This is a genomic window from Cellulomonas sp. URHD0024 (assembly GCF_000426185.1).
Lineage (GTDB): Bacteria > Actinomycetota > Actinomycetes > Actinomycetales > Cellulomonadaceae > Cellulomonas.
In genome coordinates this window covers 338,155-351,859 of the sequence record NZ_AUEW01000001.1, presented here as the reverse complement: position 1 = coordinate 351,859, position 13,705 = coordinate 338,155, and the positions used below count along the sequence as shown (strand labels likewise).

Genomic DNA, 13,705 nt, shown 5'->3' with positions numbered 1-13,705 from the left:
CACCACCACTGTCACGCTGGTCGCGGTCGCCTGCTTCACCCGCGTCGCCATCGTGCGCCACGTCGCGTCGGGCCGCACGCGGTCGCGGTGACGACGAGGGCGCGCTCGCGCAACGCCGTTCCCGTCGGCCATGCTCGACGAGGGTGGAGCAGGCGCCCCGACTCCTGAAGGGAACGGATCCGCCCGTGAACCACGTCAGGGTGCACACCCTGCAGCACGTCGGCCCGCACCACGAGCCGCCGGTGTTCGTGCTCGTCCACGGCATCGGCGCCTCGCACCGCTACTTCCGCCGGTTGCAGCACGAGCTGGCGGGTCGCGGGGACACGCACGCCGTCGACCTGCCCGGCTTCGGCGGGTCGCCCCGGCCGCGCAGAGCCCTGTCGATCGAGCAGCTGGCCAGCGCTCTGGGCGACCGCCTGGACGACCTCGGGGGCCGGCGGGCCGTGGTGGTGGGCCACTCGATGGGCGTCCAGGTCGCGGTCGCGCTGGCCCTGGTCCGGCCGGAGCTCGTCAGCCACGTGGTCCTCCTGGGCCCTGTCACCGACCCGGACCGCGCGACGGCGCTCACCCAGGCGCGCGACCTGTGCCGGGATGCCGTGCGCGAGCCGGTCTCGGGGAACGCACTCCTGCTCGCCGACTTCCTGCGGTGCGGACCACGCTGGTACGTCGCAGAGCTGCCGGCCATGCTCACCTATCCGCTGCTCGACGCGGTTCGTCACGTCCGGTGCCCGGTCCTGGTGGTGAGGGGGTCACGAGATCCGGTCGCCCGCGGCGCCTGGGCAGCGAGGGTCTCGGGGGCCGCCGGCAACGGCCGCCTGGTCGAGGTGCCCGGGGCTCGTCACCTCGTGCAGCACACCGATCCGCAGCGCACGGCCGCGGCGATCGGTGAGCTGGTGGAGAGCCGGTCCTGCGCGTCCCCGCCGCTCAGCCGACGACCGGCGGGCACGCCTCCACGTGCACGGCCTTGAGCACCGTCATCGCGTCCAGGAGGTCCGGACCGTACCCGGCACCCGCGCCGCTGTCCCGGCGGGGGTCGGCTGAGCCGCCGGGGGCTCCCCCGAACACCGCGTTGACCTTCACCGTGCCCACCTCGAGCTCGTCCGCCGCGCGCAGGGCGTGGTCGAGGTCGGGGGTCAGGACCGTGGCCGCCAATCCGTACCGTCCGCGTCCGGCGAGCTCCAGACCGCGGTCGAAGTCCGGCACCCGGGTCACGGCGGCCACGGGTCCGAAGGTCTCCTCTGTCATCACGTCCATCTCCGGCGTGCACCCGTCGAGGACGGTCGGCGGGTAGAAGGAGCCGGCGCGGTCGAGCCGCCGGCCACCGGCCAGCACCCGTGCACCCGCCGCGACCGCCTGGTCCACGTGCCGCTGCACGACGGCCAGCTGCTCGTCGTCGACCAGCGGACCCAGCTCCGTCGTGCTCTCGGTCGGGTCGCCGACCTCGAACGTGGCGCAGATGCTCACGAGCTCCGCGAGGACGGCATCCGCGACGGCCTCGTGGAGGTAGACCCGCTCGACCGACGTGCACAGCTGGCCGGTGTTGGTGAACGCCCCGGTCGCGATCTGACGGGCCGCCCAGGCCGGGTCCACCCCGTCGTCGACGAGCAGCGGGTCCTTCCCGCCGTTCTCCCGGATCACCCGAGCGCCGCGGGCGCCCACGACGGACGCGATCCTGCGGCCCGTCGCCGTGCTGCCGACCTGCGCGACCAGAGCCACGCGAGCGTCCGCGACGAGGGCCTCACCCGTCGGTGCGTCCCCGTTGACGACGTTGAGGACGCCGCTCGGCAGGTGGGCGGCGACCAGGCTGGCCAACCTCCAGCCGGGAACCGCACTGCGCTCGGACGGCTTGTGCACGACGGTGTTGCCGGTGATCAGCGCCGCCGCGAGGAGGCCGGCCGCTGCCGGGTACGGATCGTTCCAGGGCGTGATGACGGCCACGACGCCGTGCGGCTCCCGCCGGACCACATCGAGCGCCGACCAGCCTCCGGCGAGCACCCGGCCGCCGGCGCCCAGACCCGTCGTCGCCGCCTCGTCGAGGAGGTCTGCCGCGACGAGCGCCGACTCGACCGACTGCGACAGCAGGCGCCCGGTCGCGCGGCAGAGCTCGTCGCCGAGCTCCTCCGCGCCCGCCCGGACGGCCGCGGCGGCGTCCCGCAACGCCGTGGCTCGCGCGGCCGGGGGTGTCCTTCGCCACTGCAGGCGGGCGCCGTCGGCCGCCGCGACGGCCTCCGCCACCTCGTCGGGCGTCGCCGGTACGACGTCGAGCGCCGGCAGGCCCGTCACGGGGTCGCGCCGCGGCACGGTGCGGGTGCCGCGTGCGGACGACGTCCGGCCCGCGGCGTAGTGCACGGCGAGCCGGTTCGTCGCGACCGAGCCTGTCCGGTCGAGCGCTGAGGGTGCGGGCACGGGACTGCTCCGATCTTCCGTCGGGGAGAAGCGGTTCGAAGTGCGGCTCTCGGAGAAGTGCTTCACAGTGGCCAGCAGAGGCGCCGAGAACCGAGCACCACTCATCGTGTGCAGAACACGCACGACTCTGGACCACCGATGATTGGTCTGCCACTCATGCGCGTCCTGGGTATCAACGCGATCTACCACGACCCGTCCGCCGCCCTCGTCATCGACGGCGAGGTCGTCGCCGCCGCGGAAGAGGAGCGGTTCAGCCGGCGCAAGCACGGCAAGCGACCGGTCCCGTTCTCCGCGTGGGAGCTTCCCGAGCTGTCCATGCGCTGGTGCCTGGCGCAGGCGGGGATGCAGCCGGAGGACCTGCACGCGGTCGCCTACAGCTGGGACCCGGCCCTGGCCAAGAACGCCGAGGACCTGGGCCTCGACGACCCCTGGGACTACCTGCGCACGACGTACGCCGAACGCTTCCCCGGGTTCCTTGCCACGTCGCTTCCCGGGATCGACCCGTCGATCGTGCGGTACGTGCCGCACCATGTGGCGCACGCAGCCTCGGCGGCGCTCGCCTCCCCCTTCGACGAGAGCAGCGTCCTCGTGCTCGACGGTCGCGGCGAACGCGCGTCGCACCTTGCCGGGCGGTACACCGGCGGTCGCCTCGACGTGCTGGCGACCCAGGAGCTGCCGAACTCGCTGGGGCTCCTGTACGAGTCGCTGACCGAGCACCTCGGCTTCCTGAGGTCGAGCGACGAGTACAAGGTCATGGCGCTCGCGTCGTACGGCACGCCGGCCTTCCTCGACGAGCTGCGACCGCTCGTCTACGCGACCGGCGACGGCGGATTCGTCGCCGAGCCGCTCGACTGGGACCGGTGGGCACCCCGGCGGGTGGACGACGGCACGTGGGGCGGGAGCCACGCCGACCTGGCCTGCTCCGTCCAGGCGCGCCTCGAGGAGGTCCTCGTCGAGCTGGCGCGGTGGCTGCACGACCGGACGGGCGACCGGGTGCTGACCCTGGCCGGCGGCGTCGCGCTCAACTGCGTGGCCAACTCGCGGATCTGGCGGGACAGCGGGTTCGAGGAGGTCTGGGTGCAGCCTGCTGCCGGCGATGCCGGCACCTCGCTCGGCGCGGCCATGCAGCTCGCGGCCGAGCTCGGCGACGCGCCGCGGCCGATGCCGGACGCAGCGTTGGGGCGGGCATGGGACGACGAGGCCCTCGCGCAGTGGCTGCGCGCGGCGGCCGTGCCGTTCACGACGCCACGGGACCACGCCGGCGAGGTGGCGGACGTGCTCGCCGCGGACGGGGTCGTCGCCTGGTTCGACGGGCGCAGCGAGTTCGGGCCGCGCGCGCTCGGGCACCGTTCGCTGCTCGCCCACCCCGGTCACGCCGAGAACCTCGAGCGGCTCAACGACGTCAAGGGTCGCGAGCAGTTCCGCCCGGTCGCCCCGATGGTGCTCCTCGACCACGCGGAGGAGATCTTCTCGGACGGTCCGCTGCCCAGCCCGTACATGCTGTTCGTGCACCAGGTGGCACCTGAGTGGCGCGACCGCATCCCCGCCGCGGTGCACGTCGACGGGACGGCCCGGATCCAGACGGTCGACCCGGTACAGCTACCCCGGCTGGGTGCCGCCATCGAGGCGTTCCGCGACCGCACCGGACTGCCCGTCGTGATCAACACCAGCCTCAACACCGCCGGCCGGCCCATGGTCGACGACCCACGGGACGCGCTCGAGCTGTTCGGGTCCGCACCGGTCGACCTGCTCGTGCTCGGCCCGCACCTGGTCCGGCGCGCCGACCTCTTCCGGGGCCCGAGCCAGTGACGCCGGCACCGTCCTGGTCGGTGGTCGTCCCCACGGTGGGACGACCGTCGCTCGACGTGCTGCTCGAGAGCCTCGTGGGGCAGGACTGGTCGCCGACCGCACCGGGACCCGCGTCCGTCGTGATCTGCGACGACCGCCCGCTCACGGCGACCCGGCCGCTGGTGCCGCCGGCGCTGCCCTGGCCGACTCGCGTCGTGCGCACCGGGGGGCGCGGCCCGGCGGCCGCCCGCAACGCCGGGTGGCGGGCGACGAGTCAGAGCTGGGTCGCGTTCCTCGACGACGACGTGGTGCTTCCCCCCGGGTGGGCTCGGGCGTTCGTCGACGACCTGACCGCGGCCGACGCGGAGCTGCAGGTGGCCGCGACGCAGGCGCGCCTGCACGTGCCGCTTCCCCAGGACCGCCGGCCCACCGACTGGGAACGGAGCACGGCCGGGCTCGAGCGGGCGCGATGGGCGACCGCGGACATGGCCTTCCGGCGCACTGCGCTGCAGGAGGTCCACGGGTTCGACGAGAGGTTCCCGCGGGCCTACCGCGAGGACGCCGACCTGGCGCTGCGGCTGCGTGCCGCGGGCTGGACCCTCGTCAAGGGCTCGCGCACCACCCACCACCCTGTCCGTCCCGCGCAGGACCGGGTCAGCGTCCGGGTGCAGGCCGGGGCCCGGGACGACGCCCTGATGCGGGCGCTGCACGGACGCCGGTGGCGCGAGCGGGCCGAGACCGGACGGGGACGGTTCCCGTGGCACGTGGCGACGGTCGTCGCGTCGGCGACCGGCACGATCCTGGCGCTCGCAGGCAAGCGACGCCCCGCTGCGGTCGCACTGGCGACGTGGACGGTCCTGACCACCGACTTCGCGGTGCGCCGCATCCTGCCCGGCCCGCACCCGGGCGAGCCGGGGGCCCCGGCCGAGTGGCGTCGGATGGCGTGGACGAGCGTCCTCATCCCGTTCGCCGCGGTCGCGCACCGGCTCCGGGGCGTCGTCACGCACCGGGGAGCAGCGCCCTGGCGGCCCGCCGTCCGGGCCGTGCTGTTCGACCGCGACGGGACGCTCGTCACAGACGTGCCGTACAACGGTGACCCCGATCGGGTCGAGCCGGTCGACGGGGCGCAGGAGTGCCTCGACCACCTGCGTCGGGAACGCGTCGCCGTCGGCCTCATCACCAACCAGTCGGGGGTGGCGCGGGGCCTGATCAGCAGGGCGCAGGTCGACGCCGTGAACGACCGGCTGGCGGAGCTCGTCGGCCCCTTCGCCAGCGTGCAGGTGTGCCCGCACGGGCCTGAGTCGTGCTGCCCGTGCCGCAAGCCGGCGGCCGGGATGGTGCTCCGGGCAGCGCACGAGCTCGGGCTGTCCCCGTGGGAGGTCGGCGTCGTCGGCGACATCGGTGACGACGTGGGCGCCGCGCTCGCCGCCGGTGCACGGGCCGTGCTCGTACCCACGCCCGCGACCCGACCCGAGGAGATCCGGTGCGCGGAGCTCGTGGCGACCGACCTGCGCGAGGCCGTCGCGCTGCTCGTCCCCGGTCCGGAGCGTGCCCGATGAGCGGGGTGCTGGCGGTCCGCCTCGACTCCGACGGTGACGTCCTGCTCACGGGACCGGCGATCCGGGCCCTGGGTCGGCTCGGCGAGGTGGACCTCCTCGTCTCCCCTGGCGGCCTGCAGGCCGGCAGCCTCCTGCCCGGCGTCCGCTCGGTCTGGACCTTCGACCCACCGTGGAGCGGCCTGTCCCCTGCGCCGGTCGATCCGGTGGCCGTGCAGGCGCTCGTCGACCGGCTGCGCGCCGCTCAGCACGCCCGGGCCGTCGTGTTCACCTCGTTCCACCAGAGCCCCCTGCCGGCGGCCCTGGTCCTGCGGCTCGCGGGCGTGCCGTTCGTCGTCGCGACGAGCGAGGACTACCCCGGCAGCCTGCTCGACGTCCGGCACCCTCGCCCGCAGGGTCTGCACGAGGTCGTCGCCGCACTCCGGCTGGCGGAGTCGGCCGGGGGCGGGTTGCGCCCGGGCGACGACGGTCGTCTCGCGGTGCGTCGGCCGCTGCCTGAGGTCCGCTCCCTCGTGCCTCCCGGCCCCTACGTCGTCGTGCACCCGTCGGCGTCCGTGCCCGCGCGGGCGCCCTCGCCGGCTCACGCGCGGCAGATCGTCCGCGACCTGTGCGATGCCGGGTGGGAGGTCGTCGTCACCGGTGGACCGACGGACACCCGCCTCACCGCGGGCGTCGCACAGTCGCCGGCGGCCGTCGACCTGGGCGGTCGGACCAGCCTGGCGGAGCTCGCGGGCGTCCTCGCCGGAGCGGCCGCGGTCGTGGTCGGCAACACCGGGCCCGCGCACCTCGCCGCCGCGGTGGGCACCCCGGTCGTCTCCCTGTTCTCCCCCGTCGTACCTGCCGACCGGTGGGCGCCCTTCGGTGTGCCGCACGTGGTCCTGGGAGACCAGGGCGCCGCGTGCGCCGACACCCGGGCCAGGCTCTGCCCGCTCGTCGGGCACCCGTGCCTCGGTTCCGTGCCGACCGAGGCCGTCGTCGAAGCCGTCGACCGGCTCGCGGGGCGCGTCCGGCGGGAGGCGGTCGTATGAGGATCCTCGTCTGGCACGTGCACGGCTCGTGGATGACCTCGTTCGTCCAGGGTCCCGACGAGTACGTCATCCCGGTCGACGACGCACGCTCGCCGGACGGTCGGGGGCGCGCCCGCACCTGGGACTGGCCGCGGTCTGCCCGAGAGGTGCCGGTGGCGGCGCTGCGCGACGAGGAGCTGGACGTCGCGGTCCTGCAGCGTCCCGTCGAGCTCGACCTCGTCGAGCGGTGGACCGGTCGACGGCCGGGCACCGACCTGCCGGCCGTGTACGTCGAGCACAACACGCCGCCCGGTCCCGCGGCGGCGTCGCGGCACCCGCTCGCCGACCGGTCCGACGTCCCGATCGCGCACGTCAGCGACTTCAACGCCCTGATGTGGGACAACGGTCGCGCACCGACGACCGTCGTGGACCACGGCATCCCCGATACCGGCTACCGCTACACCGGGGAGCGCGCGCGCATCGCGGCGGTCGTCAACGAACCGGTGCGGCGTTGGCGCGTGGCCGGCACGGACGTGCTGCTCGACGTGGCGTCCCGCGTGCCGGTCGAGGTCTACGGCATGGGGGTCGACGCCCTGCGCGAGCACCGGCCGGAGCTGGGCGGCCACCTGCACGACCTGCCGCAGCACGAGCTCCACACCGCGCTGCCGCAGGCCCGGGCGTACCTGCACCCCTATCGGTGGACCAGCCTCGGCCTGTCGCTGATCGAGGCGATGACCCTCGGCCTGCCGGTCCTGGCGGTGGCCACGACGGCCGCCCCGTACGCCGTACCACCCGAGGCCGGCGTCGTCAGCGCCCGACCCGACCGACTTGTCGAGGCAGCCCGTCGCTGGCTGCACGACCCGCAGGACGCGCTCGAGCACGGGCGCGCAGCACGCGAGCACGCGCTGCGCGTCTTCGGTCTCGACCGGTTCCTGTCCGACTGGCAGTCCGTGCTCAAGGAGGTGACGCGATGAGGATCGCGATGGTGTCCGAACACGCGAGCCCGCTGGCGACGCTCGGCGGTGTCGACGCGGGCGGCCAGAACGTCCATGTGGCTGCCCTGAGCACGGCGCTGGCACGCGCCGGCCACGAGGTCGACGTCTATACCCGTCGGGACGACCCGGACCTGCCGGAGTGCGTCGAGCTCGCCGCGGGGGTCACGGTGGTGCACGTGGCCGCGGGGCCGGCCCGGACGATCGCCAAGGACGAGCTCCTCCCCTACATGGACGCGTTCGGCGACGTGCTGGCCGACTGGTGGAGCACCCGAGCGACCGACGTCGCCCACGCGCACTTCTGGATGTCCGGGCTGGCCAGCCTGCGCGCCGCCGCGCTCACCGGCGTGCCCGTCGCCCAGACGTTCCATGCGCTCGGCTCGGTGAAGCGCCGCCACCAAGGGTCCAGCGATACCAGTCCCCCCGGACGGGTCGCCGCCGAGGCCTCGATCGGTCGTCGCGTCGACGTGGTCGTCGCGACGTGCTCCGACGAGGTCACCGAGCTGGTCCGCCTCGGTGTCCCGGCGGAGCGGATCCGCGTGGTGCCGTGCGGTGTGGACATCGAACGCTTCCGGCCGGGGTGCGGCGGCGTCGTCGAGCCGCCCCGGCGCGCGCGGTACCGGTTGGTGTGCGTCGGCCGGCTCGTCGAGCGCAAGGGGATCGAGACCGTCCTCCACGCGCTGGCCGACCTGCCCGACACCGAGCTCGTCGTGGCGGGTGGTCCGTCGGCCGACCTGCTCTCCGCCGACGACGAGGCACGTCGCCTCCTCGAGGTCGCCAAGGCCGATGGTGTCGACGACCGCGTCCACCTCGTGGGGCGCGTCGACCACGACGACCTGCCCGCCCTCGTCGGATCCGCGGACGCCGTCGTCGCGACACCGTGGTACGAGCCGTTCGGCATCGTGCCGGTCGAGGCCGCCGCCTGCGGCGTGCCGGTCGTCGGCTCGGCCGTCGGCGGTCTGGTCGACACCGTCCAGGACGGCAGGACGGGACTGCTCGTGCCGCCCCGCGACCCGGCCGCTCTCGCCTCCGCCCTGCGGGACCTGCTCGGCCACCCCGAACGACGCGCGGTCCTCGGAGCGGCGGCGCGGCGGCGCGCCGTCGCCCGCTACGGCTGGGACCGGATCGCCGCGCAGACCGAGGTGGTCTACCAGGCGATGGTCCGCGGGGCGGTGCTCACCGAGGCGGCAGCGCGATGACGCCGGGACGGTGGTGGGACGAGCACCTGACGGAGCTCACGTCCGCCCTCGCGGCGGTCGGCGACGAGGCGGAGACCGTCGAGGGCTGGGGACGGCTGCTGGCCGAGCGGCTCGTCGCCGGCGGGCGACTGCTCGCGGCCGGGAACGGCGGCAGTGCCGCCGAGGCCCAGCACCTCACCGCCGAGCTGGTCGGTCGGTTCGTCGCCGAGCGCCGGCCGTACTCGGCGATCGCGCTGTGCGCCGAGAGCTCGAGCCTGACGGCGATCGTCAACGACTACGGCGCCGACGAGATGTTCGCCCGACAGGTCGAGGCGCACGGCCGGTCCGGCGACGTCCTCGTCCTGCTCTCGACGTCGGGTCGCAGCCCGAACGTCCTGGCGGCGGCGGCCCGTGGGCGCTCGCTGGGGATGCAGGTATGGGCACTCACCGGGGCGGCCCCGAACCCGCTCGCGGACGCCTGCGACGCAGCGGTGTGCGTGCCCGCGGTGTCCACCGCCGCGGTCCAGGCCGGGCACCTCGTGCTGGTGCACGCGCTCTGCGCGGCCGTGGACGCGCACCTCGAACGGCTCGACAACTCGGAGCCCGAGGCTCCTGCTGACGACCGTCCGCACGTCGTGGTCGTCGGCGACCTGCTCCTCGACCGCGACGTCTTCGGCAGCACCGACCGCCTCTGCCCGGACGCCCCGGCCCCGGTGCTCGACGTGACGGCCGTGCGCGACTCCCCCGGCGGAGCCGGGCTGGCCGCTCTCCTGTGCAGCGAGAGCGGCGCGCGGGTCACCCTCGTGGCGCCGGTCGCGCGGGACGCCGACGGTCGGGCACTGTCGCGCGAGCTGCGCGCCACGCTCGACCTCGTCCCGCTGGGTCACGAGGGCTCGACGCGGCGCAAGGTGCGGGTCCGCAGCGACGGGCACTCGATCGTGCGCATCGACGACGGCGGTCCGGGCACCCCGACGACCGTGCCCGAGGACGTCGTGCGCTCCGCCCTCGCCGACGCCGACGCCGTCCTCGTCTCCGACTACGGCGCGGGCGTGACCCGGGACGTCCGCCTCCGAGCCCTGCTCACGGAGGTCGCCCAGCGCTGTCCGGTCGTGTGGGACCCGCATCCGCGCGGTGGTCCCCCGGTTCCCGGCGCCGGTCTGGTCACCCCCAACCTGGCCGAGGCCCGCACGTCGGCGCCCGACGGGACAGCCCCACCGGACGAGGTCGCCCGGGCGCTGCGCGAGGCGTGGGGTGTCCGCGCCGTCGCCGTGACTGCCGGCGACCGTGGGGCGTTCCTCGCCACCGGGACCGAGCCGACCTTCGTCCCGGCCGCCCCTGCCCGAGGGGGCGACGCGTGCGGTGCAGGCGACCGGTTCGCCGCCTCCGTGGTGGTGTCCCTCGCCCTCGGACGCCTGCCGACGATGGCGGTCGGTGCTGCCGTCGCCGATGCGACGGCCTGGGTGGCCTCGGGCGGCGCGGAGGCGTTCCGGACGCGCCGGTGCACGACGCCGGGCGCCGTGTCCGAGCCGGCTCCCGACGAGGACCTCGCAGGGCTGGCCGCGCGTCTGCGCGTCGGCGGACGCACCCTCGTCGCGACCGGGGGCTGCTTCGACATCGTGCACGCCGGGCACGTGGCCACGCTCCAGGCCGCACGCCGGCTCGGCGACGCCCTCGTCGTGCTCATCAACTCGGACGACTCCGTCCACCGGCTCAAGGGTCCGGGCCGGCCGGTGGTCGGTGCGGCTGATCGCGCGCGGGTGCTGCAGGCGCTCGACTGCGTCGACGCCGTCGTCGTGTTCGACGAGGACGATCCCCGGCAGGTCCTGGCCGCCCTGCAGCCCGACGTCTGGGCCAAGGGCGGCGACTACGGGGGTCAGGCGCTGCCCGAGACCGACGTCGTGCGCGCGGGCGGCGGGCGCGTCGTGCTGCTGCCCTTCCTGGACGGTCGGTCCACCACGTCCATCATCGAGCGGACGGCACAGGTTCGGACGCCCCAGCCCGAGGAGGTCGCATGACCAGCACGCTCAGCACCATCCCGCCGATCGGGGCGTCGCCGCGCGACGTGGGCACCGTGATCGTCACCGGCGGCGCGAGCGGCTTGGGCGCAGCCGTCGTCGATGCCGTGGCCGCGGCCGGCGGTACACCGGCCGTCCTTGACCGTGTCACGCCTCGGGACGGCGTCGCCCACGCGCTGGTCGACCTGTCGGACTCCGTCGCCACCGCACGGGCGGTGGAGGAGCTCGTCGACCAGGTCGGCGCACCGAGCGGGCTCGTGACGGCGGCCGGCATCGACGCGTGCGGACCGCTCGACCAGATCGACACCGAGACGTGGGAGCACGTGGTGCGCGTCAACCTGTTCGGCACGGTCGCCGTGGTGCGCGCCTGCCTGCCGTACCTCGAGCAGACGCACGGGACCGTGGTGACGGTCGCGTCGACGCTGGCCCTTCGCGGGGTCAGCGACGCCACCGCCTACTGTGCGTCGAAGTTCGCCGTCCGAGGGTTCACGCAGGCGCTCGCCGCCGAGCTGGCGGGACGCGTCGGCGTGACGCTGCTCGTGCCCGGCGGCATGCAGACGCCGTTCTTCGACGGTCGCAGCGAGCAGTACCGGCCGGGGCCGGATGCCCAGCTCAACGACCCGGCCGCCACGGCGGGCGCCGTCCTGACCGCGCTGACGCAGCCGGTGGGCAGCGAGATCCGCGAGATGCTCGTCATGTCGTCCGGGGAGAGCTCCTGGCCGTGATCTCCGGTCCCGGGGACGTCCTGGTGCTCCGGGCGCTCGGCCTCGGCGACGCGCTCACGGGCATCCCGGCGCTGCGTGGCGTCCGACGGGCGTGGCCGGGGCGGCGGGTGACCCTCGCGGCGCCGCAGGCCGTGGGCTCCTGGCTGCGCGACCTGGGTCTCGTCGACGACGTCTGCGACACGCACGGTCTCGACGCTCCGCTCAGGTGGGCGCGACCAGGGCACGTCGCGGTCAACCTGCACGGCCGGGGGCCGCAGAGCCACGAGCTCCTGCGTGCCACCGCTCCGGCCCGTCTCGTGGGCTTCACCGCGGCCGGCCCGCCGTGGCGGTCCGACGAGCACGAGGTGGACCGCTGGTGCCGGCTGGTCAGCTCTGCCGGCGGAGCCTGCGGCCGGGACGACCTGCGCCTGGAGATCCCCGCGAGGCCGCGGTCCCGTGAGGTGCTGCTGCACCCCGGCGCGGCCTCCGCGGCGCGGCGATGGCCGCCCGAGCGCTGGGCGGCCCTCGCGCGGGATCTCGTCGGCCGCGGCGTAACCGTCGTCCTCACCGGCGGTCCGGACGAAGCCCGGCTGTGCCAGCACGTCCGAGGTCTCGCCGGTCCGCAGGTCCAGGTGGCGGGGCCGACCTCCCTGCCACAGCTCGCCGACCTGGTGGCAAGCGCCCGGCTCCTGGTCTGCGGCGACACCGGAGTCGCCCACCTGGCGACGGCGATCGGGACCCCGTCGGTCCTGCTGTTCGGGCCGACGTCCCCGCGGCTGTGGGGACCGGCGATCGACGACGCCCTGCACACGGTCCTGTGGCACGGCGACGAGGCCACGCCGGGCGACCCGCACGGCTCGGTCATCGACCCCGCACTCGAGCGCATCAGCGTGGAGGAGGTCGGCGCAGCGGCGACCGACCTTCTCGAGCGGTCAGGCTGAGACGCTCGACGCCTGCCGGAACCAGCGCACGGTGCGGTCCAGCCCCTCTTCCCACGGCACCTCGGGCGACCAGCCCAGCTCGCGGGCCGCCAGGGACGTGTCGGGACGGCGGACCTCGGGGTCGTCGACGGGCCGGTCGATGAACGTGATCCCGGCGCGGGACCCGGTTGCGGCCAGGACGTCCTCCGCGATCTGCCGGACCGTCAGCTCCGTCGGGTTCCCGATGTTCATCGGCCCGCTGTGCCCGTGCGCGGCGAGCGCGAGGATGCCGCGGACCAGGTCGTCGACGTAGCAGACCGACCGGGTCTGGCTGCCGTCACCGGCCACCGTGACCGGTTCGCCGGCCAGTGCCTGGCGGATGAACGTCGGGATCGCACGGCCGTCGTGCGGCCTCATCCGGGGACCGTACGTGTTGAAGATCCGGACGATCCCGGTGTCCACACCATGCGTCGACCGGTAGGCGGTCGTGATCGCCTCGCCGAACCGCTTGGCCTCGTCGTACACGCCGCGGGGACCGACGGGGTTGACGTGCCCCCAGTAGTCCTCGGTCTGCGGGTGCACCTGCGGATCGCCGTAGACCTCCGAGGTCGAGGCCAGGATGAAGCGCGCGCCCTTCTCCTTCGCCAGCCCCAGCGCGTGGCTCGTCCCGATCGAGCCCACCTTCAACGTCTCGATCGGCAGCTGCAGATAGTCGACGGGTGACGCGGGTGAGGCGAAGTGCAGCACGAGATCCACCGGTCCGGGCACGTGCACGAAGTCGGTGACGTCGCACCGGGCCAGCCGGAAGGCACGCCGGTCCATGAGGTGCGCGACGTTCGCCGGCGACCCGGTCAGGAAGCTGTCGAGGCAGACGACCTCGGCGCCGCGCTCGAGCAGCGCGGTGCACAGGTGGCTGCCCAGGAAGCCGGCACCACCGGTGACGACGACGCGCCCCGTCGTCGGGTCTGCGGCGTCGGGTCGGGCAAGGACGGTACGCATGGGGTGCGTCCCCTCGTCGGGTGGTCCGCGTCGTCGGCCCCGTCTTCGCCGGCTGGTTCCCTCCACGACAGTCCTACCGTCCCCGGCGCGATGACGCGCGTCGAAGCACCGGTTGCGCTCCGCGCGCGGAGGTCTACCGT

At 74.8% G+C, this 13,705-nt stretch carries 11 protein-coding genes; 9 read left to right on the top strand and 2 right to left on the bottom strand.

Features of this window, described 5'->3' with window-relative positions:
- The first annotated feature begins 185 nt into the window (after positions 1-185).
- Positions 186-968, top strand: a complete 783-nt coding sequence (locus I847_RS21400) for an alpha/beta fold hydrolase (protein WP_196804447.1) — start codon at positions 186-188, stop codon at positions 966-968.
- On the opposite strand, the gene I847_RS0101600 is transcribed toward I847_RS21400, so the two are convergent.
- Positions 925-2,406, bottom strand: a complete 1,482-nt coding sequence (locus I847_RS0101600; protein ID WP_231384034.1) for an aldehyde dehydrogenase — start codon at positions 2,404-2,406, stop codon at positions 925-927. The genes I847_RS21400 and I847_RS0101600 overlap by 44 nt on opposite strands.
- Before the next feature lie 138 nt (positions 2,407-2,544).
- Here I847_RS0101600 and I847_RS0101595 point away from each other — a divergent pair, with 138 nt between their 5' ends.
- From I847_RS0101595 to I847_RS0101560, 8 genes are read left to right on the top strand one after another with little or no spacing between them, the layout of a single operon-like run.
- Complete coding sequence (locus tag I847_RS0101595) at positions 2,545-4,215, top strand: carbamoyltransferase C-terminal domain-containing protein (RefSeq protein ID WP_231384033.1); 1,671 nt, start codon at positions 2,545-2,547, stop codon at positions 4,213-4,215.
- A gap of 20 nt (positions 4,216-4,235) precedes the next feature.
- Entirely contained in the window at positions 4,236-5,753 is a 1,518-nt protein-coding gene (locus tag I847_RS0101590) for an HAD-IIIA family hydrolase (protein WP_196804446.1), read from the top strand.
- Positions 5,750-6,778: a glycosyltransferase family 9 protein gene (locus I847_RS0101585; RefSeq protein WP_028048277.1), complete on the top strand. Its 1,029-nt coding sequence runs from the start codon at positions 5,750-5,752 to the stop codon at positions 6,776-6,778. The genes I847_RS0101590 and I847_RS0101585 overlap by 4 nt, the downstream gene beginning before the upstream one ends.
- Positions 6,775-7,731 (top strand): glycosyltransferase, encoded by a 957-nt coding sequence (locus tag I847_RS0101580; protein WP_028048276.1) that lies wholly within the window; start codon positions 6,775-6,777, stop codon positions 7,729-7,731. The genes I847_RS0101585 and I847_RS0101580 overlap by 4 nt, the downstream gene beginning before the upstream one ends.
- The gene (locus tag I847_RS0101575; protein WP_028048275.1) at positions 7,728-8,948 is read left to right on the top strand and encodes a glycosyltransferase; all 1,221 of its coding nucleotides are present in this window, start codon (positions 7,728-7,730) and stop codon (positions 8,946-8,948) included. Before I847_RS0101580 ends, I847_RS0101575 begins: the two co-directional genes overlap by 4 nt.
- A complete protein-coding gene (locus I847_RS21395) occupies positions 8,945-10,942 on the top strand; it encodes a PfkB family carbohydrate kinase (protein ID WP_051274365.1) in 1,998 nt (665 codons plus the stop codon). Before I847_RS0101575 ends, I847_RS21395 begins: the two co-directional genes overlap by 4 nt.
- Complete coding sequence (locus I847_RS0101565) at positions 10,939-11,667, top strand: SDR family oxidoreductase (RefSeq protein WP_051274364.1); 729 nt, start codon at positions 10,939-10,941, stop codon at positions 11,665-11,667. Before I847_RS21395 ends, I847_RS0101565 begins: the two co-directional genes overlap by 4 nt.
- Complete coding sequence (locus I847_RS0101560; RefSeq protein ID WP_231384032.1) at positions 11,664-12,587, top strand: glycosyltransferase family 9 protein; 924 nt, start codon at positions 11,664-11,666, stop codon at positions 12,585-12,587. The genes I847_RS0101565 and I847_RS0101560 overlap by 4 nt, the downstream gene beginning before the upstream one ends.
- Here I847_RS0101560 and I847_RS21390 read toward each other — a convergent pair.
- On the bottom strand, positions 12,579-13,565 hold the full coding sequence (locus I847_RS21390) for a UDP-glucuronic acid decarboxylase family protein (RefSeq protein ID WP_051274363.1): 987 nt from the start codon (positions 13,563-13,565) through the stop codon (positions 12,579-12,581). The two genes, I847_RS0101560 and I847_RS21390, sit on opposite strands and share 9 nt — an antisense overlap.
- Between the last annotated feature and the right edge of the window lie 140 nt (positions 13,566-13,705).

Excerpts from the sequence above, each read along its gene's own strand:
- I847_RS0101595 (WP_231384033.1), top strand. The coding sequence starts at position 2,545 with ATGATTGGTCTGCCACTCATGCGCGTCCTGGGTATCAACGCGATCTAC.
- I847_RS0101585 (WP_028048277.1), top strand. The coding sequence starts at position 5,750 with ATGAGCGGGGTGCTGGCGGTCCGCCTCGACTCCGACGGTGACGTCCTG.
- I847_RS0101580 (WP_028048276.1), top strand. The coding sequence starts at position 6,775 with ATGAGGATCCTCGTCTGGCACGTGCACGGCTCGTGGATGACCTCGTTC.
- I847_RS0101575 (WP_028048275.1), top strand. The coding sequence starts at position 7,728 with ATGAGGATCGCGATGGTGTCCGAACACGCGAGCCCGCTGGCGACGCTC.
- I847_RS21395 (WP_051274365.1), top strand. The coding sequence starts at position 8,945 with ATGACGCCGGGACGGTGGTGGGACGAGCACCTGACGGAGCTCACGTCC.
- I847_RS0101565 (WP_051274364.1), top strand. The coding sequence starts at position 10,939 with ATGACCAGCACGCTCAGCACCATCCCGCCGATCGGGGCGTCGCCGCGC.
- I847_RS21390 (WP_051274363.1), bottom strand. The coding sequence starts at position 13,565 with ATGCGTACCGTCCTTGCCCGACCCGACGCCGCAGACCCGACGACGGGG.